Source organism: Candidatus Nitrospira salsa, from assembly GCF_965152625.1.
The window spans coordinates 289,684-311,026 of sequence record NZ_CBCUCO010000003.1; the positions used below are offsets into that span (position 1 = coordinate 289,684).

At 46.3% G+C, this 21,343-nt stretch carries 23 protein-coding genes; 15 read left to right on the top strand and 8 right to left on the bottom strand.

The genetic code is table 11. From position 1 onward, the window contains the following. Positions 1-77: 77 nt before the first annotated feature. A complete protein-coding gene (locus ACWQXP_RS12785; RefSeq protein WP_454063259.1) occupies positions 78-1,076 on the bottom strand; it encodes a 3-oxoacyl-ACP synthase III family protein in 999 nt (332 codons plus the stop codon). 200 nt (positions 1,077-1,276) lie between these two features. Between ACWQXP_RS12785 and ACWQXP_RS12790 the strand changes: the two genes are divergently transcribed. Continuing rightward, positions 1,277-2,266, top strand: coding sequence for an outer membrane protein assembly factor BamD (locus ACWQXP_RS12790; protein ID WP_454063260.1), 990 nt, complete (start codon positions 1,277-1,279; stop codon positions 2,264-2,266). 302 nt (positions 2,267-2,568) lie between these two features. Here ACWQXP_RS12790 and ACWQXP_RS12795 read toward each other — a convergent pair whose 3' ends face one another. Further along, a complete protein-coding gene (locus tag ACWQXP_RS12795; RefSeq protein ID WP_454063261.1) occupies positions 2,569-3,315 on the bottom strand; it encodes a cytochrome c biogenesis CcdA family protein in 747 nt (248 codons plus the stop codon). Further along, positions 3,302-3,844 (bottom strand): peroxiredoxin family protein, encoded by a 543-nt coding sequence (locus ACWQXP_RS12800; RefSeq protein WP_454063262.1) that lies wholly within the window; start codon positions 3,842-3,844, stop codon positions 3,302-3,304. Before ACWQXP_RS12800 ends, ACWQXP_RS12795 begins: the two co-directional genes overlap by 14 nt. A 444-nt stretch (positions 3,845-4,288) precedes the next feature. Here ACWQXP_RS12800 and ccmA point away from each other — a divergent pair, with 444 nt between their 5' ends. From ccmA to ACWQXP_RS12845, 9 genes are all read left to right on the top strand, one after another. Next, entirely contained in the window at positions 4,289-4,957 is a 669-nt protein-coding gene (gene ccmA, locus ACWQXP_RS12805; RefSeq protein ID WP_454063263.1) for a heme ABC exporter ATP-binding protein CcmA, read from the top strand. Beyond that, positions 4,944-5,621 (top strand): heme exporter protein CcmB, encoded by a 678-nt coding sequence (locus ACWQXP_RS12810; RefSeq protein ID WP_454063264.1) that lies wholly within the window; start codon positions 4,944-4,946, stop codon positions 5,619-5,621. The genes ccmA and ACWQXP_RS12810 overlap by 14 nt, the downstream gene beginning before the upstream one ends. A 79-nt stretch (positions 5,622-5,700) precedes the next feature. Further along, on the top strand, positions 5,701-6,426 hold the full coding sequence (gene ccsA, locus ACWQXP_RS12815) for a cytochrome c biogenesis protein CcsA (protein WP_454063265.1): 726 nt from the start codon (positions 5,701-5,703) through the stop codon (positions 6,424-6,426). Positions 6,427-6,458: 32 nt separating this feature from the next. Then, positions 6,459-6,929, top strand: a complete 471-nt coding sequence (locus ACWQXP_RS12820; protein WP_454063266.1) for a cytochrome c maturation protein CcmE domain-containing protein — start codon at positions 6,459-6,461, stop codon at positions 6,927-6,929. Beyond that, the gene (ccmE, locus tag ACWQXP_RS12825) at positions 6,919-7,374 is read left to right on the top strand and encodes a cytochrome c maturation protein CcmE (protein WP_454063267.1); all 456 of its coding nucleotides are present in this window, start codon (positions 6,919-6,921) and stop codon (positions 7,372-7,374) included. The genes ACWQXP_RS12820 and ccmE overlap by 11 nt, the downstream gene beginning before the upstream one ends. A 176-nt stretch (positions 7,375-7,550) precedes the next feature. After that, entirely contained in the window at positions 7,551-9,500 is a 1,950-nt protein-coding gene (locus tag ACWQXP_RS12830) for a heme lyase CcmF/NrfE family subunit (protein WP_454063268.1), read from the top strand. Then, entirely contained in the window at positions 9,497-10,051 is a 555-nt protein-coding gene (locus tag ACWQXP_RS12835; RefSeq protein WP_454063269.1) for a TlpA family protein disulfide reductase, read from the top strand. The genes ACWQXP_RS12830 and ACWQXP_RS12835 overlap by 4 nt, the downstream gene beginning before the upstream one ends. Continuing rightward, positions 10,048-10,518 (top strand): cytochrome c-type biogenesis protein, encoded by a 471-nt coding sequence (locus tag ACWQXP_RS12840; protein WP_454063270.1) that lies wholly within the window; start codon positions 10,048-10,050, stop codon positions 10,516-10,518. Before ACWQXP_RS12835 ends, ACWQXP_RS12840 begins: the two co-directional genes overlap by 4 nt. 21 nt (positions 10,519-10,539) lie before the next feature. Further along, positions 10,540-11,457 (top strand): tetratricopeptide repeat protein, encoded by a 918-nt coding sequence (locus ACWQXP_RS12845; RefSeq protein WP_454063271.1) that lies wholly within the window; start codon positions 10,540-10,542, stop codon positions 11,455-11,457. A gap of 246 nt (positions 11,458-11,703) precedes the next feature. Here ACWQXP_RS12845 and ACWQXP_RS12850 read toward each other — a convergent pair whose 3' ends face one another. The 3 genes from ACWQXP_RS12850 to ACWQXP_RS12860 form a co-directional block, all read right to left on the bottom strand. After that, positions 11,704-12,174, bottom strand: a complete 471-nt coding sequence (locus tag ACWQXP_RS12850; RefSeq protein WP_454063272.1) for a CopD family protein — start codon at positions 12,172-12,174, stop codon at positions 11,704-11,706. 389 nt (positions 12,175-12,563) lie between these two features. Then, a complete protein-coding gene (locus ACWQXP_RS12855) occupies positions 12,564-13,013 on the bottom strand; it encodes a bactofilin family protein (RefSeq protein WP_454063273.1) in 450 nt (149 codons plus the stop codon). A gap of 377 nt (positions 13,014-13,390) precedes the next feature. After that, on the bottom strand, positions 13,391-13,951 hold the full coding sequence (locus ACWQXP_RS12860; protein ID WP_454063274.1) for a bactofilin family protein: 561 nt from the start codon (positions 13,949-13,951) through the stop codon (positions 13,391-13,393). Positions 13,952-14,355: 404 nt separating this feature from the next. Here ACWQXP_RS12860 and ACWQXP_RS12865 point away from each other — a divergent pair, with 404 nt between their 5' ends. Continuing rightward, positions 14,356-15,081: an iron-containing redox enzyme family protein gene (locus ACWQXP_RS12865; protein WP_454063275.1), complete on the top strand. Its 726-nt coding sequence runs from the start codon at positions 14,356-14,358 to the stop codon at positions 15,079-15,081. A 15-nt stretch (positions 15,082-15,096) separates the two neighbouring features. Further along, a complete protein-coding gene (locus ACWQXP_RS12870; RefSeq protein WP_454063276.1) occupies positions 15,097-16,599 on the top strand; it encodes a class I SAM-dependent methyltransferase in 1,503 nt (500 codons plus the stop codon). Positions 16,600-16,631: 32 nt separating this feature from the next. Here the strand turns inward: ACWQXP_RS12870 and ACWQXP_RS12875 are convergent, their stop codons facing one another. Further along, positions 16,632-17,564, bottom strand: coding sequence for a Ppx/GppA phosphatase family protein (locus tag ACWQXP_RS12875; protein ID WP_454063277.1), 933 nt, complete (start codon positions 17,562-17,564; stop codon positions 16,632-16,634). A gap of 139 nt (positions 17,565-17,703) precedes the next feature. Here ACWQXP_RS12875 and ACWQXP_RS12880 point away from each other — a divergent pair, with 139 nt between their 5' ends. The 3 genes from ACWQXP_RS12880 (at position 17,704) to ACWQXP_RS12890 (ending at position 20,174) form a co-directional block, all read left to right on the top strand. Next, positions 17,704-17,976 carry a Fe(2+)-trafficking protein gene (locus ACWQXP_RS12880; RefSeq protein ID WP_454063278.1) on the top strand — a complete coding sequence of 91 codons (273 nt, stop codon included), beginning with the start codon at positions 17,704-17,706 and terminating at the stop codon, positions 17,974-17,976. 555 nt (positions 17,977-18,531) lie between these two features. Further along, positions 18,532-19,458 carry a hypothetical protein gene (locus ACWQXP_RS12885; RefSeq protein ID WP_454063279.1) on the top strand — a complete coding sequence of 309 codons (927 nt, stop codon included), beginning with the start codon at positions 18,532-18,534 and terminating at the stop codon, positions 19,456-19,458. A gap of 155 nt (positions 19,459-19,613) precedes the next feature. Next, the gene (locus ACWQXP_RS12890) at positions 19,614-20,174 is read left to right on the top strand and encodes a YqgE/AlgH family protein (protein WP_454063280.1); all 561 of its coding nucleotides are present in this window, start codon (positions 19,614-19,616) and stop codon (positions 20,172-20,174) included. Positions 20,175-20,406: 232 nt separating this feature from the next. On the opposite strand, the gene ACWQXP_RS12895 is transcribed toward ACWQXP_RS12890, so the two are convergent. Continuing rightward, a complete protein-coding gene (locus tag ACWQXP_RS12895) occupies positions 20,407-20,865 on the bottom strand; it encodes a hypothetical protein (RefSeq protein WP_454063281.1) in 459 nt (152 codons plus the stop codon). Positions 20,866-21,343 lie beyond the last annotated feature (478 nt).

Sequence of the window (21,343 nt, forward strand, 5' to 3'; positions counted from 1 at the left end):
AACCACTGCCTGAACATTCAAATTAAAGAAACCTAGATCTCCATAAACACGGTAAGTGAAAGGCTCAGATTCGTCAATCAAATACAATTACCCCAACGGATCAATGCCCCACCCCAGGTGATCCCTCCTCCAAAAGTGCCAAGAAGGATAAGGTCTCCAGGCTTGAGACGTCCTTGCCGATTGGCCATATCCAACGTAATCGGTAACGAAGCCGATGAGGTATTCCCTGTGTGCTCAATGACAGAAAAAAGGCAATGAGAGGGGATATTCATGCGGTTCGCAAGTTTTGCCAAAATTCGGCTATTGGCTTGATGAAACATGACATGATCGACATCAGCCATCGTGAGTTGGCTTGATTCCAGAAGCTCTTGCAACGCTGGGCCTAACTGCTTGACCGCCACGCGAAATAAGGAGGCTCCCTCTAATCGAAGAGTATGTCGCTTCTCTTTGATCGTGGCAGCAGACATGGGTTCGCGAGATCCTCCTGCTGGAATGCGCACGAGAGTCGAGTGCCTTCCATCGGAAAATACCCGAATATTCTGTACCCCAACATGCGGCTCTTGGCTTTTGGTCACCACGGCAGCACCGGCTCCATCGCCAAATAAAATGGAGGTCCCCATGTCTCCCGGATCCAAATAGCGCGACTTGATCTCCGACGCAACAATCAAACATCGTTCGCTGAGCCCCGACCGAATCAATGAGTCAGCCATGGATAATCCATATAAAAAGCCAGAACACGAGGCACTGAAATCAAATGCACTCGCTCCCCTCACGCCTAAACGGCGTTGCAGCAGACTAGCCGTAGAGGGAAACGCTCCGGTTTCCGGCGAAGTCGTCGAAAACAAAATAGTGTCAATCTCACGAGGATGGAGCTTCGCCTGGTCAAGTGCCTGCCTGGAGGCTTGTTCGGCCAACGTTGAAGACTCTTCGCTATCACTCGCCCAGTGCCGTGACCGAATCCCCGATACCCGGTAGATATATGACTCATCAATGCCAAGATTCGAGGCCAGCTCCTTATTCAGAACGACCCGAGCTGGTAAAGACGACCCTGTACCGCTAATCATTGATATCGACATTTCAGTTACTTTCCTTCGGGGCTCTATAATATTTCATGTGGCCCATATCTCACAGTGAGGAAAAAATACCTCTCAACACGCATATTCCCATATTGTATTTGCTTTACTTCTCAAGCATTTGGTAGCGTGGCACGTTTTTTGTGTTAGGCTAAGAATTGGGACTCTCTTTCCTCAATATTAACACTAAGGTGCCCTACCAAATGAAGCCACAATCTTTCGTCAACAGATTTCTTGTCATGATTGTCCTCTGTGGAGTCATCGCGACTGGCTGTTCTTCGACTCCAGACCCTACCCCTTCCGATCCCCAGGTCGCATTGAGTGGGACAGACGAACAAATTTTTGTCGGTGATTCAATTGAAATGAACTACGATCCTAACGTCATTATGAAGCGCGCCGAAGCGTATTTTGAAAAAGAATCGTTTCTCGAAGCTATCGTCGAATATAAACATTTTCTCGACCTTCATCGTAATCATATGTTAGCCCCCTATGCGCAATATAAAATTGCCACGAGTCACTATAAACGATTTAAAACGATTGATCGAGATCCTGAACCCATTCAAGAGTCCTTAGCGTCCTTTCGCAAACTCTTGACTGAATTTCCTGATAATCGCTATGAAACAGAAGCTCACGAGAAAATTACCTCGTGTCAAGAACATCTGGCTTTACATGACTTGTTCGTTGGACAGTTTTATTACAACAGAGAATCCTATCTGGCCGCAGCGCATCGCTTCAAACACATCGTCGAGCGGTACCCTGCATTGGAAACAGCCGGGGAGGCTAAATACCATTTAGCCGAGACCTATGAAAAACTCGGCAATGTGGAGTGGGCGAAAGACTGGCTGATTGATCTTGTGCAAGATCATGGCGATCATCCCTTTTACGAAAGTGGGATGCAAATGCTCACAAAACTTCAAAGTGAACATCCGAATCTCGATATTCCAGATATGCCGAATGAACAGGAAGAACCCATCAGACTCGCCAAAGTTGAGCCTGAATTATCTCCTTTGGACATTCTCGCGTTCCCTCCGTTAGAAGAAGAATTTACGTCTGGGAAAGCAGTCAAGCCTTCCGAATGTTCCATTGGGTCATGGTGTGAATCGTTGCCTCGCACATCTTCTCCTCAACAGACCTCTCCCTCTTTGTCAAACTCATCAATACGTGAAACTTGCCAACCAGGCCAATGGTGCTAAAAAAGAACGTCGTTCGTATCTTGTATTTCGTTGTTCGAAATATAAGGCAAGAACCTACTAAGCTTTCTTTATCTAAATATAGGATGTGGAAGCTATAGCCGCTCCAATTAGTTTCCGTACATATAAAGCAGTGTTTCGCGCTGAGTTGACTTATTTGAATCGCTGGACTTGGACACCTGTCATACAGAGATCAGTTGGATTATTGAGTGACGATGTCGAATGTATGCGAGAAACGCGAGGTCTTGCATGTATCGTGTCCTAGCATGCCTATTTGGTTTCGCTATAGAAGGGAAGGAGAGCCACTACTGCCCGAGATACCAGCCGATACCATGCCGATCTAAGAAACTGGTAATCATCGTCACAGAATTAATGTACAACATAACCCCGATTGTCACCATCAAGACGCCACTGACCATTGAAATAGCCCCAAGATAATGACGGACTTTTTTAAAGTGTGTCAGGAAACTATCGACCCCGAAAGCCGTGAGAAAAAACGGGAGGCCCAACCCCACGGAATAGGACGTTAATAGCACGATTCCATCTTGCATCGACTCCGTCGTGCTTGCATAAGCCAGAATCCCACCCAATACAGGACCAACACAGGGAGTCCACCCTGCAGCGAACGCCGTCCCCACCAGAAAAGATCCAATATACCCCAACGGACGCTTTTCAAAATGCAGTAGCTTACGTTCTGTCATAAGAAACGATAATTTGAGTATACCCATGAGGTAGAGCCCGAACACCGCAATAAGCACTCCGCCAATTTTTCGGATCAGGTCTTGATATTGATACAACATTTGCCCCACAAAACTAGCCGAGGCTCCAAACGCAATAAATACACTAGAGAATCCGGCAATAAAGAGCAGCGAATTCACCATAATGACTTTTCGAAATCGTTCCCGCTCCTGAACGTTGGAGAGTTCCTCGACGGATAAGCCGGTGATGTAAGACAAATAAGAAGGGACCAGTGGTAGAACACAGGGAGAAATGAACGAAAGGAAACCCGCACTAAAGGCGGCCAAGATGGAGACTTGATTAAAGGAGTCCATCGTAGTCCAAAGCTGCAGGAGGATCGAGAAGGGCTTGAATCATTTTTTTGGCTTCTTGACCATTCCAGTCTCGAGCGCCGAAGACTCGATGTTGAATAATGCCTTTCCGGTCAATGACATAACTGATCGGGAGCGTCCGAGCTCCGTAGGCAAGACCCACTTCATATTCCGGATCATGCAAAATGGGAAAGGTCAATCCCATGGCTTCCTGAAAGGGTTTCGTGACTTCTATTCCTTGAGCATCCACCGAAACAGCCACAATTTCCAGCCCGTGACTGTGCATCTCCCGATATAGGGCTTCCATGGCAGGCATTTCTACTCGACAGGGACCACACCAGGTTGCCCAAAAATTGAGCAAGATGACTTTGCCACTAAAATCTGACAAGCTAACCGACTTTCCCTCCATATTCTTCAATGTGAAGGGAGGTGAAGGCGATCCGATGGTTGGCCATCCCCGCTTGACCTGTAACTGAGAATCATTCGAAGACACTTCCGAAAGCCCCGAGGAATATCCTGAATCACAACCCATGAGAGTTGTCATTACACACATCACACCCACCATAAGCACTCTGATGCGAGAGGAATTACAAGAAGCGACAGTGCCGAGAGTTAACATAAATATCAACGTGTTTTATCGTTAAGAATGAATTGAGGCTCTTGCACTCATCATCGGCTGAAGCTAAAACGATCAGAGAAAACTAGTGGTCTGATCAAGAGTTCCATTCAATATAAATCTAGCAAACAAGGCCGTCAATAAGCACTAAATTACATTGTACCACACTACTGGCATTTGGAGATTGGCTCCGAACAAGTTTCTGATTTGTAGACATGGCATAAGTCGGCTACGTAGGCTATAGTGCATCCGGATAATCTGCGGCCATACTAGTGGCCTCACCTACAGCTCATTCAACACATGAAAGGTCCTCCTTAGCGGAACGGCAAAAAGCCGCACGTAATTGTCTGCACACACATAATGGTTATCCAGGCATTCCAACTCAGTAAATCATTTGGAAACTATCGAATTTTTGAGGATCTCTCCTTTGAGATTCCAGCGGGCGAGTGCTTTGCCCTATTCGGATCAAATGGGGCCGGGAAAACCACACTCTTACGAATTTTAGCAACACTGGTCAGACCGACGGATGGTCGCTTTACCGTCCTAGGCAATGATGGTGTCACGGGAAAAGAATCCGTCCGACAGGCCACCATGCTTCTCGCCCATGGCTCCCACTTATACGATGACCTCGATGCACAGGAAAACCTACGCTTTGCGATGGCGATGCGAGGCCTGGACCCAACTCCTCGAGAGTTGAAATTATCGTTGGATCAAGTCAGTCTTGGCGCATTCAGCGAAATGAAGACACGATATTTTTCGGCAGGCATGAAACGTCGTCTTGCCTTAGCCAAAGTGATCTTGGCTAAACCCCAAGTCCTCCTCTTAGACGAACCCTACAATGCCTTGGATGAGGGGGGAGTCCAGGTAACCAACCACATTATTTGTGAAGTCACTCAACGAGAAGGTGTCGTCGTCATGACCACACATGATCGAGACAAAGCCAACCTCGTTGCTCACCGAACCGGCTTGCTCCATCACGGCATTCTGACATTTTCCCGGACAGATCACGTAGCTCATGACATTTCTTAGAGTCATTCAATGGGTGGTCTGGAAAGACCTCATTAGCGAAATGCGGAGTCGGGAGACTCTGTCTTCTATGCTGTTCTTCGCACTCATCGTGATTCTTGTTTTCAGTTTTAGCTTTGCGATGGATCAAGATGCCGCCCAACAACTCATCGCCGGCATTATTTGGGTCTCATTTGCGTTTACCGGCATAATTGGGTTGGGAAAATCCTTTTCGGCAGAATTACAGAACGACGCACTTGAATATCTACAGATGAGCCCGACCCCAAAAGGAGCCATCTACCTTGGGAAGATGCTGGGGAATTTGTTGTTTATGCTTGTCGTCGAAGTCATGCTGTTTCCCTTGTTTGTCCTTTTCTTCAATCTGAATATTGTTGAAGAAATTGGCCTTCTTCTGTTAATATTTTTCTTAGCAACATTGGGACTTTCAGCTGTTGGGACGCTGTTTTCGGCACTCACAGTTCAAATTCGTGCCAGGGAAGTCATGCTCCCGGTCTTACTACTCCCGTTGGCCATTCCAGTGATGATTGCTGCCGTCGAATCCACACGAGGCGCACTCAATGCTCAGCCTTTGGCTCTGTATTTCCACTGGATAGAATTACTGACGATTTTTGACGTCATCTTCACGGTCGTGTCATTTTGGTTATTTGAGTTGATTCTGGATTCATAGCCTCCGGTATAATCCTCACTAAGGAATCCTGCAATACTAGTTTTTTCGAGAACGACCTTCATACGACTTCAGCCTGATCATGATGAATCGAATAATTAGACGGATTCAACGGTTTAAAGGGTGGTTTGGTGCCGCTGCCGCTCTTTCCATTTTTTATGGACTGTACTTAGGCCTATTCGACTCTCCTCCCGATTACTACCAGGGAGAAGTCGTGCGGATTATGTATGTGCATGTTCCCCTTGCTCATACCTCGCTCCTGGCCTATGGGTCACTTTTTCTGGGAAGCCTCTGGTACCTGTGGAAACGAGACCCTCTCGTTGACAACATGTGCCAAGCTGCTGCAGGCCTGACCGTCATTTTCACGACATTGTCGCTGATCACTGGTGCTATTTGGGCGAAGCCCACCTGGAATACCTGGTGGACGTGGGACCCGAAACTTGTTTCATTTGCTATCCTGCTGCTCATTGCGTCAGGATATCTTATGCTACGAACTTTTGTGGAAGACCCTGATAAAGAAGGACGATATGCTGCAGTCATGGCCATTGTCGGTGGCGTCGACTTACCGATTATTTACTTTTCAGCTGAGTGGTGGAGATCTCTTCATCAGCCGCTGTCAATATCCATGCGAGGGGTGAGTATGACTGGGGATATTCTCTTGCCCCTCTCAATCATGAGCCTTGGACTCAATTTGTTATTTATCTACATGCTCATGGTTCGAACACAAATGTTATACTTAACCAACCTGCTGCAGGCCAAAAAAGGACGCCTTCTCAGCCAAGTGCATCTCACCCAAACCAGCTCATGACTGGGTTTTATCTGAGATGGGCAGGCGTGATCGTGATAGCGATCATATTGGCAGTGCTTGCCACACAAAATTATCAAGATCATTTGGCCAGTGTGATCCCAGAGTCCGTCATCACAGGCAATCATTCTCAAGCAACAGTTCGAGTCCAAGGGATGGTCGGCAGCGGCAGCTTGACCGGAAGCCCCGAAGAAGGGCATGCTGAGTTTGAATTATTGGGGGAAACGAAGAGTCTAAAGGTCCAGTATCAGGGACCACCTCCGGAAAACCTTCGTGAATTAAAGACACTGATTCTGATTGGGCGTTGGGACCCAGAAGTTCAGGTATTTCGAGCGCACGAAACGGCACTCGTTACGAATTATGGATTTGTAGCCAGTGCTTATATCATTGCGTTTTTGGTTCTTGTCGCGAGCGTGTTTACGATGAGCCGTAAGGTAGCATTTTTGTTTCAGGAGATTAAAGACTCTAAACTCTATGAACCCGAGTTAGATACCCATGTGGACTAAAGGTAGAAAAACCAGTTTGATTCTTAGCATCCTTCTTGTCGCAGGAGCCCTGGGCTACTTAGCTTTAGGAAACTTTGGCGAAAACCTTGTCTATTTCGTGACGCCGTCAGAAGTTCGGGCATTTTCAGCGGAGCAATCCCAGAAAAAAATCCGCGTGGCAGGTATGGTTGTCAAAAAAAGTATCAAAACTCAAGCCGATCCCGTGGGACTCACGTTTCAACTCACCGATGGAGAGGCCACTATTCCTGTGGTGTTTCAAGGCATACCTCCGGACCTCTTTAAAGAAGGGCAAGGAGCGGTTGCAGAAGGGCACTGGAGGTCCGACAAGGTCTTTCATTCTAAGATGATTATGGCCAAGCACTCTGAAGACTATATGCCGATCGAGATGAAGCGAGCCGGTGTCGAATTACCAAAAAAGGATTTCATGAAGACCCTCTCTCCTTAAAAACAGGAACATAAAGAGGGATAAAGAAGAAAAATGCTGTTTAGAAAATTGATTGCCGTTATGGACAGAAACTCCTCTTCCCCTCCTACTGAAAGCTTGCGGTAGGGTCTCCTGAAAAAACGTGCAAACACCTTTAGGTTAGTCAAACTCCCACTAATTGAAATACCATACGATCCATGATCATTGAGATTGGCCATTTTTCTGTTGTTGTTGCCTGGGTCCTTACCCTTTTGGGCATTGGCTCATCCATCGTCGCACTCCGGTCGCGAAACGCAGACTGGGTTCGTGTAGGACGCATTGCGGTCACCCTGACGTTCGGTTTGTTGTTTATCGGCATGGCTTCTCTTGTGTATTCATTTCTCATGAGAGATTTTTCTGTCCTCTACGTTGCCAATAATTCAAATTCGAAATTGCCATTTTTCTATACCGTCGCCGCAGTGTGGGGCGGGCATGAAGGCTCCTTACTCCTTTGGGCCTTTATTCTTTCCTCATTTAGCACTCTCGCCGTCTGGCTGCATTGGCGAACCCAGCCAACCATCATGCCGTACCTGATCGCGGTAGAATCAGCCGTCATGCTTGGGTTTCTTTCTCTGATCGTGTTTCTTTCCAGTCCGTTTGCCAGATTGGTTCCAACCCCCCTTGACGGCAAAGACCTGAATCCCTTGCTCCAAGATCCGGCCATGGTCATGCATCCCCCAATGCTGTACATGGGATACGTGGGTTTTTCCATTCCCTTTTCCTTTGCGATGGCCGCCCTTTTTTCAGGCCGTCTCGGGGAAGAATGGATTAAAGTCACACAGCGGTGGACCATTTTTGCATGGCTCTGCCTGACGACTGGCATCTTACTTGGCGGATACTGGGCCTATTACGAATTAGGGTGGGGAGGTTATTGGGGATGGGATCCAGTCGAGAACGCATCGTTTATGCCATGGTTGGTGGGAACAGCATATCTTCACTCAGTCCTCGTGCAAGAAAAACGAAAGATGTTCAAAGTCTGGAACTTGCTTTTGATCATCGTGACATTTTCGCTCTCGCTCATTGGGACCTTTTTGGTCAGAAGTGGCGTCCTCACGTCTGTCCATACCTTTGCGACCGACCCTGAGCGGGGTCTGTATATTCTCATTTTTATTACGATCATTATTGGTACCGCCTTTGGCGCCTTAATCATTCAATCAAAAAAACTCAAGAGTCAGATCGAAATGGACTCGTTTGTTTCACGAGAATCCATCTTTCTTTTCAATAATTTGTTTTTTCTGGTCGCCGCGGCCACAGTGTTTCTCGGCACGCTCTATCCCCTCATGGTTGAAACATTCCAAGGGGGAAAAGTGACGGTTGGTCCTCCTTATTACAACGCTGTCTTCATGCCAATTGCTCTAGGGCTTCTCTTCCTCATGGGCATCGGCCCATATATTCCATGGCGCAAGGCCTCCGCGAGTAATTTAAAGAAAAACTTCCTTGTTCCGCTTATTGTTGGGGTAGTGACGATGGTTCTCTTATTCATCTCTGGCATCCACAGCTTGTACGCACTGGCTGGCGGGTTTGTTGTCGGATTTTCCGGATCTGCGATACTTCTCGATTTCGGAAAAATTTCTAAACTGTATGCCAATCGTGAACATGTCAATATTTTCAAAGGTTTCTTGAAGGCCTTTTCAGCCAATCAACGCCGATATTCAAGTCTCATCACACACATTGGCGTCCTGATCTTGGTGATTGGAATTATTGCCTCAACGATCTATCAAACCGAAAAAGTTGTCTCCATGAAAGTTGGAGACACATTTTCCATTGCCGATTACGAGATGAAACTCCTGAATATCCATGAAGTCGAGGGAAAAAATTGGAAAGCCCAAGAGGGCGTGTTTGAAGTCACTCAAGACAATGAAGTCATCACGAAGCTCAGACCACAGAAACGTGTATACACAGCCTCACAGAGTCCGACAACAGAGTCAGCAATTCATGCCATCAATATGGGGCACATCTTTCTGACCATGCCGGATGTCTCTGCAGATGGTGTGGCCGTCGCTCGAGGGGTGATTAATCCTCTCATCCTGTGGGTTTGGGGCGGAGGTGGTATTATGGGCTTAGGCGTTTTATTAAATATTTTTCGACCACGAAGACGGGAAGAATGAGTCGCGGCTTACAACTTTCATTGATCATAGGGTTACTGGGCCTTTTCGCCCTCTTTTATCAAGGGCTTTGGGGTGACCCGCGTAGTATCCCTACGGTCCTCATTGGAACTGAAGCCCCGACGTTTACCGGGCCGGATGTTGAGTCTGGGAAAGCTATTTCACTCGAACAGTATAAAGGCAAGGTTGTCTTGCTCAATTTCTGGGCATCTTGGTGCTATGAATGTAAAGTGGAACACAAGGATATTCTGCGTCTTCATCAGCAATTTAAGGATCATCCAGACTTTGTGATGTTAGGGATCAATTATCAAGACGAGCTGCCTGATGCAAAGAAATACCTCAAGACCTATGGATCAACTTTTCAACATGTCCGCGATATTAAAGGCACTCTGGCAATAGATTATGGCGTCTATGGCGTACCCGAAACATTTGTCATCGATCAACAGGGAGTGATCCGACATAAATGGGTTGGACCAATTGTTGGACAAGTGTATACCAATCTCACAGAAAACGTGATTTCTCCACTTCTGAATAACACGCAATCCTCAACATGATTAGCCGTTGCTTTCTGCTTTTCTTCGTCATGGTTCTGACTCTTCCTTGGCAAGGCTTTGCCAAAGTGGTGGATGAGACTGAACTGGATATTCAGGTTCGTGAAATCGCGAAAACATTACGCTGTACCGTCTGTCAAACAGAAAACATTTGGGAATCCGGTGCGCCGCTAGCCGTTCAAATGCGAAGCGCGATTCGAGAGCGTTTAACTCTTGGACATTCACCTGAAGAGATTCACGCATACTTTCTGAGTCGGTATGGTGATTATATCCTCATGCAGCCCCCAAAGCACGGTATGAATTGGTTGATTTGGGTGGCACCGTTTGCCCTCCTACTCGTGGGTGGATTTTTTCTCTATAAAGAAGTGAAACTTTGGGTCCGACCACCATCACCAACACCACAACAACAGCCTCCCCCTCTCGATCAGGAATCCCGGGAACGAATCGAACGGGAACTTCATCATCCCTAACGCGTTCACCAACGAAACACGATGCTACTCATTCCCGTTACCACCATCCTTATTTTTGTCATTGTGGCGATCACATCACCGTTTTGGCGAAAAGATCCCTATCCGTTCTCTCCGTTTCACAATGACGAACGACATCAAGAGATCGCTGATTTAGTCGTCGAACGTGAGGTGCTCGTCCGCTCATTACAAGAACTCGATGTGGAATTGGCCCAAAAACGAATGGAGCCAGAAGATCATATCCGCCTTAAGGCCACCGATGAACATCGTCTCCTTCAAGTTCTTGACCGACTTGAGTTTCTGCAGAAAGACGCAGCCGATGAAGCCAACGCTCCTCAGACGACTCCACCTCGAAGAAAAATATGGATACCCGCAACCATCTGCGCATTAATTGTGCTCTTCTCTTCCTTGGGAACATATTTGTGGGTACAGATCCAAGCACTAGAAAAACTGACCGCGTCTCAGGCGCAACAAGGCCCAGGGGAAGGCGGACCCAATCCATTGGAAATGGTGGCAAAGCTGGAGGAACGTCTTCGTAAAAACCCAGATGATCTGGAAGGACAAATCATGGCAGGACGCTCCTATCAGGTCCTCAACCGATACGAAGAGGCCCATAAGGCATGGACAAAAGTCTTGGAACTTCAGCCTCGAAACAATGAAGCCTTATATAATTTAGGCGTGATTTTGATTGAGACAAGGAAGTTTGATGATCCTGAGGTATTCAACACTGCTCTCGGTTATTTTGATAAAGTATTGATCGACCGACCGAATGAGCCTGGCGTCAATTGGTACCGGGGTTTAACCCTGTGGTATCTCAAACGACCCCGCGAGGCCGAAGATGCCTGGGCCTTGGCCTTCAAAAATCTTGACCCTGCCAGCCCTGATGCAAAGTTTGTGAAGGAAGCCCTGGCGAAACTCCGTGCCGGCGACACGCCTTTTTAGGTCATTTTACGACTCAAAATCTCAGACATCTATCGTGAGTCAAAATATGTTCCAGTCGAGCCAGCTCTTAGATACGATCGTTTGCAAGACCAAGCGTCACTGTTGGGCAATCTATCGTAATGACGTTATCCTTTTGATGCCACCAATCAGAGATATCCACGTAACCCAGCGTCAAGACTCACTTCAACCATTGGTAGTTAATTGAATCGGCTATAGAGATTATTCCTCGCCTCACCCCATCGTTCGTTACATCGACGAGAGATAGGTGGCGACAAACAAGATGATCAGCGCCAGCGCAAGAATCATTTGCTGGACAAACACTGCCCGTCGAATGTTGCTTTGAACCGTTGGAGTTTTAACAGAAGATTGCGATGATGATGCGTAAGGATCTAACACAAAATCATGAATTAACACTAAGCCAAATGCGATAGCAAACAGAAAGAGCTTTAGCATGAGCACCACTCCCCACTCCGTTTCAATTCTCGCAGACCCACCTTCGCTCAACATATTAAATGCTCCCGTCAAGATGAGAGCAATCAAGCTCATCCACGTCATCGTTCGAAATCGTTGACCAGCTTTTCGTAAGACGTCATAGGATTCGATCTCAGACCCCTGAGACTGCAACACTGGCCTCAGCACAAGATGAAGATACATCAGTCCTCCAATGAAGGTAATCGCGGCAACGAGATGAATCCAGACAACGAGAGAAAGTGGCATGTGAATATACGTTCCTGAATAATTTTGGCAGAAAGGACGAGAATCGAATTTTTCTTTTGGGAAAAACTATACTGCAGGCTTTTCTAGATCGTCAAAGCCTATAAAGAAAATAATGTTCTTTTGGACTTCAGAAGAGCGTGAGATGGTGTCAACATAGCAGATTGAGCAGCGGGTTCACACGGATGGGAAGAGAAATACATAAAGGCACAAGCGAAAACACAAAGGACAGGGTCGTTCATTCTCAATCATGATAGAGAGTAACCGATGTTTCTCCGGACTTTTAACGGAAAAACTTACAGAATCATTTAATTCATCACGACTAAATATGAGTCGTGAATTATTCTGTATCGCCCTTCAAAGCTCATGTCGATGCACAGATGACGTGATCATTAATAGGTTTTTTTGACACCATTCGTCTTCATTTCAACCGTGCCATTTAACACCACACCATTCTCCATGGACAATTGAGGAGTATTCAGAGAACCCTCCATGACAGCCGTGGCCAGTAGCTGAACTTTTTCTTTTGCCACAATGTCTCCCTTAATCTCTCCACGGCTGATGACGGAACCCGCGCTAATTTTTGCGGTAATCACGGCTTGTTCTCCCACCAAGAGCGTTCCTTCAGTGTGCAATTCTCCATCAAGTTTCCCATCGATTTGCACGCTCCCTTGATAACTAATCACACCTTTAAACTCAACGCCAGGGCCGATAAACGCAACCACATCGCCTTTCACCCCTGCTGGAGTTGATCCATTTCGATACCCTGAACTCCCACCATTGGTCGTTGAACCCGTTGATTGTCCATTCATCGTGTCTCGTTCATCTAATTCAATTGCCATGACTCGTTCCTTTCCCCTTCAATGAGATTATTATGGGTATTTGACCTTTCCCAGTCCATGTTGTATGCACTCATCATCGTTCTCAAACTGTTGTCGGTGGTTACTGGAATTTTCTTTAGTCTATAGCGAATACATTTAATTGCCGCTTACGACATTAAGACTTTCTACGCGACATTAAACACATCAAACATCGGAAGGTTATACCCGCTTGAATTACCTGACGATAATCAACGTTTATAATACGTATTAACATCAGCATTAGAGCCAGTTGGCACATTCTCGTTTCGGTATAACTAAATCGGCTATAGCTTGACCTTAGTCTATTTGAAGCATGTATTTTCGTTACTCAAACCAATTTTGCCACCCACCATCACCTTCTAGCCGACTGCAATCTCCGGAACCTGAGAAGGCCACCAAGGAGGATGAGCAATCGCTTCGTGCTGGAATAATTCATTCCAGATATTCCCCGGAATTCTCCCGCCATTTATCCAAAGAGACCAGTCCGTCTCTAACACTGCACCTTCCTCCATAGACAGATACGGGGTTTTCACGGATCCTTTCACGACGGCGGAGGACTTAAGATGCAGACTCTTCTTCGCCGTCACATTGCCTGTAATCATCCCTTGTGCGACGACGGACTCCGCCTGAATATCAGCATCCACGGTCCCCTCTTCGCCAACGATCACCGAACCGCTTGAATGGATTTCCCCCTCCAACGTCCCATCGATTCGCATCTTCCCATCTCCGGTCATCACGCCTTTACATTCGCCACCTGGACCAATAAACGCAGAAGGATTCTCCTTCTGCCAGTCTCCAGACGCTTGTCTTCCCGTTCGTGCAAGCTTGGGTTCTCTCACAATTTTGGAAATTCGACGTATGGGATACATCGTCCCTTTCAACCGAGAAGGTCTCCCGTGCAACAAGGCAATTTGCTTCATCGCGCTCCTTTATTCCATTGAATACGATAGGGCCGCTTCAAGAACATCGACTCCAAGCCTCTGACAATCTTGATTCAAAACCCAGGAAAATCACTTATATTCTCGGCAGTTTTTCCAAAATCCTGATTGTTATTTGCTCAATACATGATAAAACCACATGGCGATTCTTCACGTGAGGGTCACAAATCTCAACAGAATGACCAATTGAGCTTGTATCAATTGACCATAACTTCTAAATTTTTACTTTAATCCATCAGGTCATTGATGATGGCCAGACATCTCATGTTCAACGAACTAAGTTAAAAACCTTTATGGGTCATGACAAACCCCACATCCTTTGGCTTGCGAGCATTTCCTATGTTGATGTAGTCTTTCATCTTTCCAAGTAAGGAGATGACCTTGACTTGATAAAAGAAAGATGCGCGATCGTGAATACCATTCAACCCGTTACTGTTGACTCGTTGTTGAGTGAGCTCACGGCTCACCCCGTCAACTCAAACATATTTTTCATTGACTTTAGAGAACGTGTTCTCACCACGACTCAGCTGCAGATGTTTATCCGGCACTATCACTTTTTCTGTCATCGATTCGTCAAACTCTTGGAAGGCCTGCTCTACTGTACGCCACTCGAAGAATTAGAGATGCGTGTCGAACTGACGAAAACCTTATATTCTGAACTCGGAAGTGGATCATCCAAGCACGCTCATATTCGGCAACTCGAACGGTTTGCCCAGGCTGCTGAAGTCAGTCAGCATGATCTACGGCAGACTCAACCTCTCCCAGAAATCCAGGAGTACCTCGACACCGTACAACATTTGTTTATGGAAGCCGGATACCTGCAGGCCCTTGGGGCTGAATGGGCAATCGAAACCACTGCAGTTTCAGAATTTCACTATTTCTTGCCAGGATTACAAAAATATTCGATCTTTACGTCACAAGACCTTACCTTTTTCTCAATGCACCTTGAAGAAGAAATGGCTCATAGTGATTGGATTACACAAGGCGTACGCCATACGGCAAAAAATGCTAAGGATCTGGAACAGGTCGCTTTTGGAGCTCGACAAACTGCTGAAGCATGGCACACCTTTTGGAAGGGCATGCATCGAGCGGTTTTTGATTCATGTGCGTAGATGAGGAACATACCCGTGCAAGACACTACCATTTCGATTCGTACACAACAGTCTGACGAACCGCTCAAACTCGAAGGGGATATTCTCAATCAACGAGCATGGCGCATGCCCGACCTCATCATCTACCAGCACGGGCCAGAAGAATGGTGGGTCAGCCCACTTGATGAAGACTTGCCCTTGATACAACTCAACCGAATGGGTGCCTCGCTTCTCGGGGCCATGGACGGGCACTCAACGTTAGCAGCCTTAGTCAGCCGATTTGGGAAATGGGTCTGTGGGCCAAATCAAGAAACCGGTCAGTGGTTTTTAGAACGATGGGCACAACCCCGATACTCATTGTGCTTTTACGGGTCTGAAGCTCCAAGTGGACACAGCACTGAAGCCAAATGGGATCTCTTATTACAACGAGTTCGTGAAGGATGGCATGGCAATGTTGCGGAAGAAACCGAGGGACATCTCTCGAAGTTTCACATGCAGGGAATTCAGACGCAACATGGGCATTTTGAAATCATTGAGACCACAGTTTCCCATCTGTTCCGTGAACCGTGTGAGGCGTTACATGGTTTGACTTATGGCCGACTGCTCGGCCAAACACTTCGAAAAATGGGCTGGTTGACTCCCCGCCCCACACGCATCGTCGAAGTCGGCGCAGGACTCGGCTATGTATCCAAAGAGCTATCTGGCGAATTACGTGACGATGAACGTCAACACATTCATTATACATTTCTAGATCTCACACGACCATTTTTGGGTTCGCAAACCAGTCTGGCTCGTTCTGCTGGATGGAACGCTTCGGCGACTCAAGCCAACGCTGAACATCTGCCATTTACTGATGGAAGTGTGGATCTGATTATCGATAATGAAAATTTGGCAGACATGACGCCCGTTCACTTGACCGCCAATGAATTGGAATCTCACGAAGGCACCACTCCCCAACATCAAGGCGCCTTAGATCTTATTCGTCGTCTCCACTTACCACTTGATAAGCCCTTTCCCAACGAGGTCATCTTTAATTATGGAGCGCTCTCATTTCTGATGGAAGTCTGGCGAGTACTGAAACCAGGCGGGCACGCAATCATGATAGAATTTGGTATTGAAACAGGCTATCCAGAACCGGTAAAGCTCCCGGGCCACACTGAATACGAAGTTCAATATTCACACATGCGTCATGCGGCACGTGGTCTCGGATTTCGAGAACAATACTGTCCACTCCCACAGCTTTTGAATATTTCAGGAGACACGCAAGTTCTTTGTACCGGAGCCGCCTATGCCATCCGCCGCATTTGCGAATCGCTCGACACCCCGTTTTCCGTTCGTGCCTACACCCAGGATGAGCTCAAGCAATCTCTTGGGGACATACTTCCTAAGTTAACCGGACTGCATTATCATAGCGTCCTAGACCCTGCGTGGTTTGGACTTTGGGACTTTAAAGCTCTGATGCTTGAAAAACCAGGCGCCAAAATCCATCGTCCACAATATCAAGAATCCAAAGGATTTCGCTGGTATAGCCAGCGGTAAATCAGCTTTAACAGGAGAAACAACACGGAAAGCTAACGATTATATTTTTTATTCATGAGATCAATCAAGATTCCTTCCCGCAACCCATAGTCGCTGACTAAACACCGTGCAAATCCTAGCGTTTCCATAATCGTTCGAAGAATAATCGTACCGGCGACGATGACGCCCTCTCGACCCGCCTCCAAGCCTGACAGGTGAGTACGTTGATCGCTCGAACGCGAGCGCAAGACATATTCCAGTTCACGAATCTTCTCAAGCGTTAACCAATAATTGTGGATTCTGGCCGGTTCGTACCGTGCTAATTGTTGTGCCATCGCAGCTAAGGTCGTCACGGTCCCAGCCGTCCCCACAAGCGTGACATATGCATGAGCACTCAAGCCTTGTTGAAGCGGTCGAAGATGATCCTTGATTAGCTGTTCAGCAGCGATCACGTCTTGTTCCTGTGGCGGATCAGACTGAAAACAACGTTCAGTTACGCGGACAACCCCAATATCAAGAGAGGTGACAACAGGCGGTCCATCACCAGATATTCGGATACATTCGGTACTTCCACCACCGATGTCCAGACCGACATAATCCTCAACCTCAGGCGGAAGCCCAAACTTGATTCCAAGCAGCGTTCGTCGCGCTTCTTCGTCTCCACTCAACACGTCTATTGAAAATCCAGTCTCCAGCTTCACTCGCTCCAAGAACTCCTGTTGATTGTTCGCTTCTCGAACTGCGCTCGTTGCAACAAGCACGATGGCTTCAACCTGACAGCGTACAATGATTTTCCGCCACTCACCAAGAACGTGAATGACTCGTTCCATGGCTTCAACATTGAGTATGCCCTTTTGATCTACCCCTTCCCCCAATCGTAAAATTCGTCGATCTGAGTCAATCTCTCGCAAGGACCCGTCTGACCCAACGTTTGCAATTAATAGCCGACAGGTCAAAGTTCCAATATCAATACCCGCAACAATCACGTTGAAAACCTCCCCCGTTTGATGAATGAATTTGATCTCATTATCACTTTTCCTTCATCAAAGAGGTATGATAGGATTCATCCGTACGTGAGTTGACTGTGACAACGACCCCATTATTGTTAAAGGAGCACTGGATTAAATGTCTGAAATCACTTGCCTTAAATGCGAAAAAACATCAGAAATGATGACAGACAATTTGTTCTTAGGAAAATTGGAGCAAGAAATCAAGAAGAATGTCTGTCAGGATTGCTGGAATGAATGGAATGGCCCAGGAGGGGTCAAAACCATGGTCATCAATGAATATCGCCTAAATCTGGGAGATGAAAGTGCGAGAGAGACGCTCAAAAATCAAATGCGCGCCTTTTTCAAACTTCCGGATGCCTCAGCTGAATTTAAAGACTACCGAACTTAACTCTATTGCTATCCAAATGAGGTTACGGTCACGTCAGGATAGGTATATCTTCGATATCCTTTCATTTCCTAGGTTTATCATACTGAGTAAAACTTTCGTAGTCTGCGACCGGCTCCGACTTCCTTTAGATCCTCTTTAGCATAACCGATACTCCCTTCAAGATCACCTATAGCCGTTTCAGCTATACCGAAATGATAAAGCGCCAACGTGTACAATTTTGCTATCCAATACGTGAGAGAAAACGTCAATCATTATCAGTAATTCAAGCGGGTATAACCTTCCGATGTTTGAGGCGTAGTATTACGCGGTCTACGCGACCGATAATGAACACGTCAGAGGCAAAGAGGTCTCGTCATTGACACCCACTTCAACCCTGCGTGAGGTAGACAATAATTGTCGCCTAGGCGACCTTCTCATTCTACACTTCAATGGCAGAACCGCGTTCAACGTCAGTTGCCATTGGAGTTGCATAGGTTACGGAACAATCGTCGCTAAGGTCGACACTGGAAATTAATTGAATTCGCTATAGCACATTGACGGTCAGAGGAGAGTCATATGTCTTCAGTATCCCAGGTGGGAAGTCATTTTCTGCCCGCCATTCAACCAAATTCACTCAACTCATCATTCACTTCGACCTCGAAGCAATTTCATGCCCGCTCACAGTCGCTAAATACCGCAAACTTCACGTTTGTGACATCAGAGGGAGATCGAGTTTCCCTTTCGTCGGCCTCAAAAGTCAATACATCTTTGGGAACCTATTCTTTTCAAGGATTAGCAAACGATCAGGTCCTTAACGTTCAAGCTCAGCAATTCAGCAGTTCAACTCAAAAAAGTTTTCATCTACTCGTTGAAGGCGAGCTCAATGAACAAGAACAAGCGGATATTCGAGAGTTTCTGAAGTCGGCAAATAATATCCTTCACGAATTGAGTCACGGGAACACTGAAGAAGCCACGAATGTTGCGGCCTCATTAGAAAAACTTGACACTCTTTCTCAAGCCGCACTCTTTTTTCGACAAACAACCTCCGTCTCTCTTACCTCACAGTCTACGAACATCGCTCGTCAAGACGGGACAAGATCGAATGAGTATTCACGGACGAAGACTCAAGCAAGCTCAGAACATGCGAGTCCACTTGAACGAATCATTGGAAAGCTACGAGAGGCCCAAGAGCACGCTCAGGTTGACCCGGAACAATTAGGGAATCGATTGCCAACGCTCGTGACGACTCTCATTCAGTCTCTCAAGTATGACCCTGATGAAAACATCGACACAGCACCTTCAATGCTGGAACAAATTCAAAAAAAATTCCTTGAATCACTCCTTGAGTTCACTGAAAATCGCAACGAGCCATTTCCGGCAGATGAGACTCTCACCGATCAACCTGCCCCCCTACCCCCTGCCCCACCTCTCAACGAGGAAGAAACACACAGCCCCTCACTCGTGCAGGAAACGAGCAACAAACCAACCAACATCCTGGGATAGGCGACATAGACCTCACTCCATTCATACCTCTCAGACTCACCAGTTCCGGCAATTAGAGTAAAATTCTGAGTAAGACAACCTGGTTAGATAGACACAGATACCAGTCCGATGGACTCCCTCTTGAACCTGCCAGACAGTCACGGTAGGATAAACGCATGAGTACTGCATTAGAAAAAGGGGTATTCCTTATTGCCACACCGTCCTTGCGAGACCCAAATTTTCGGCAAACCGTAATTCTTCTCTGTGAACATGGCCATGAAGGCGCTCTTGGAGTGGTCATCAATCGACCCACTGAAATCAATATTACCGAAGTTCTTCCGCAAATACCTATCATTGAAGGGCAACGGCATCATGTCTTTACAGGTGGACCGGTTCAAAAAAACAGTTTACTGATTTTGTATCGTGTTCCAGAAGAACCATCTGATACCCATCATGTTGTTGATGGCGTTTATTTAGGCGGGAACGTCCAAACGCTTGAACGAATTTTAGAACAGCCGTCAAGCAATGAGGCATTTCGTGCATTTATGGGTTACTCAGGCTGGGCTCCTGGGCAACTAGAAAATGAGATGCAGACAGGTTCATGGTTGACGATACCTGCTGATCCAACTTGGGTCTTTGAGAAAGATCCCGCAGTGTTGTGGGGAGAGATTATTCAATCATTAGACGAAAGCTATAAAATCTATATCGATATGCCCGTGGACCCTACCTTAAATTAATTCTTGCAGTTCATACTTAATTCAACAAACCTTACAATCTTTTACCCCTCGACTTTTTCTTCAAGCCTCACATTTTGATCTCAACATCGTGACCGGCCCCAATTCTAAAAGTGACAGAATATAACGTTCAGCACAGCCTGTGCCCATCAAGCAATCATTTTGGTAAAATGGAAGGGACAGGTGAGTGGGAAACGAATAACCAAGAGTCTCTGAGTAAACAGCAGAAAAAACACTATAGATGTCGTATGGATTGCCTCATGAGACTCTTAAAGAGCTCATGAACCTTTTGATTTCGACTCAAATAGAAATGACGTTCAGTTCCTTCGAGAGAGTGATGTTGTTCATCTGGCCAAAAATAGACAATCATCGTATCGTGACCTTCCAGCAACTCAGGGTACGTTAAGACCTTGCTATCTAACCCACCCTTTCGAACCGCCTCAACAATATCAAAAAACGTATGTTTATGATAACGTTCTGAAAAAAATGTGCCATGCGGCAATGGATGCGACAAAGTCCAGCCTTCCAAAAAAGGCTTCACATGAAGAGTCAAACAAGCTTCGGCTTCAAAGAGATACGGACAGAGGCGCCCGTCGCCAACAGGCCGAGATTGACAATAACGTAGGACGTGCCCCCACATTGAAGTCGAGACTGCTGTCACAAAAAAATAGTCTGATATGATAGATGCCGTCATACCTTCCCTGCCGTCGGCAGGTCTCCTATACAACAATACATGACAAACGTTTCCAATTGAGTAGACTCATATTAAACCGTGACCAGATCGTACATTTTCTGACTTACCGACATTATCCAATTAGATACAGAAAAAATCAAAATTCTTATAGATCGATTATTCGTCATGCGAACTCTGGAAACTGACAGACATCATGGCCGATGAACTAAAGTCAATACCAGATCAAGCACTTAGAACAAAACCAATTTTTTATCTCCTTCCTAGGACCAGATATGTGCACACACTCCATACCCTTACATCTTGCTCGTTTATCATTATTCAATCTGTACTTACCTCAAGATCAAGCAAGATGCAAACCAATTTCCAGCTATGAATAGAGTTGGAAATTAAAAAAATGATTCCCTGCAGACCATACAGAAATATTTCTGATCCGCTATCCATACATTATAGCGAATCCAATTAATTTCTAGTCGAATGA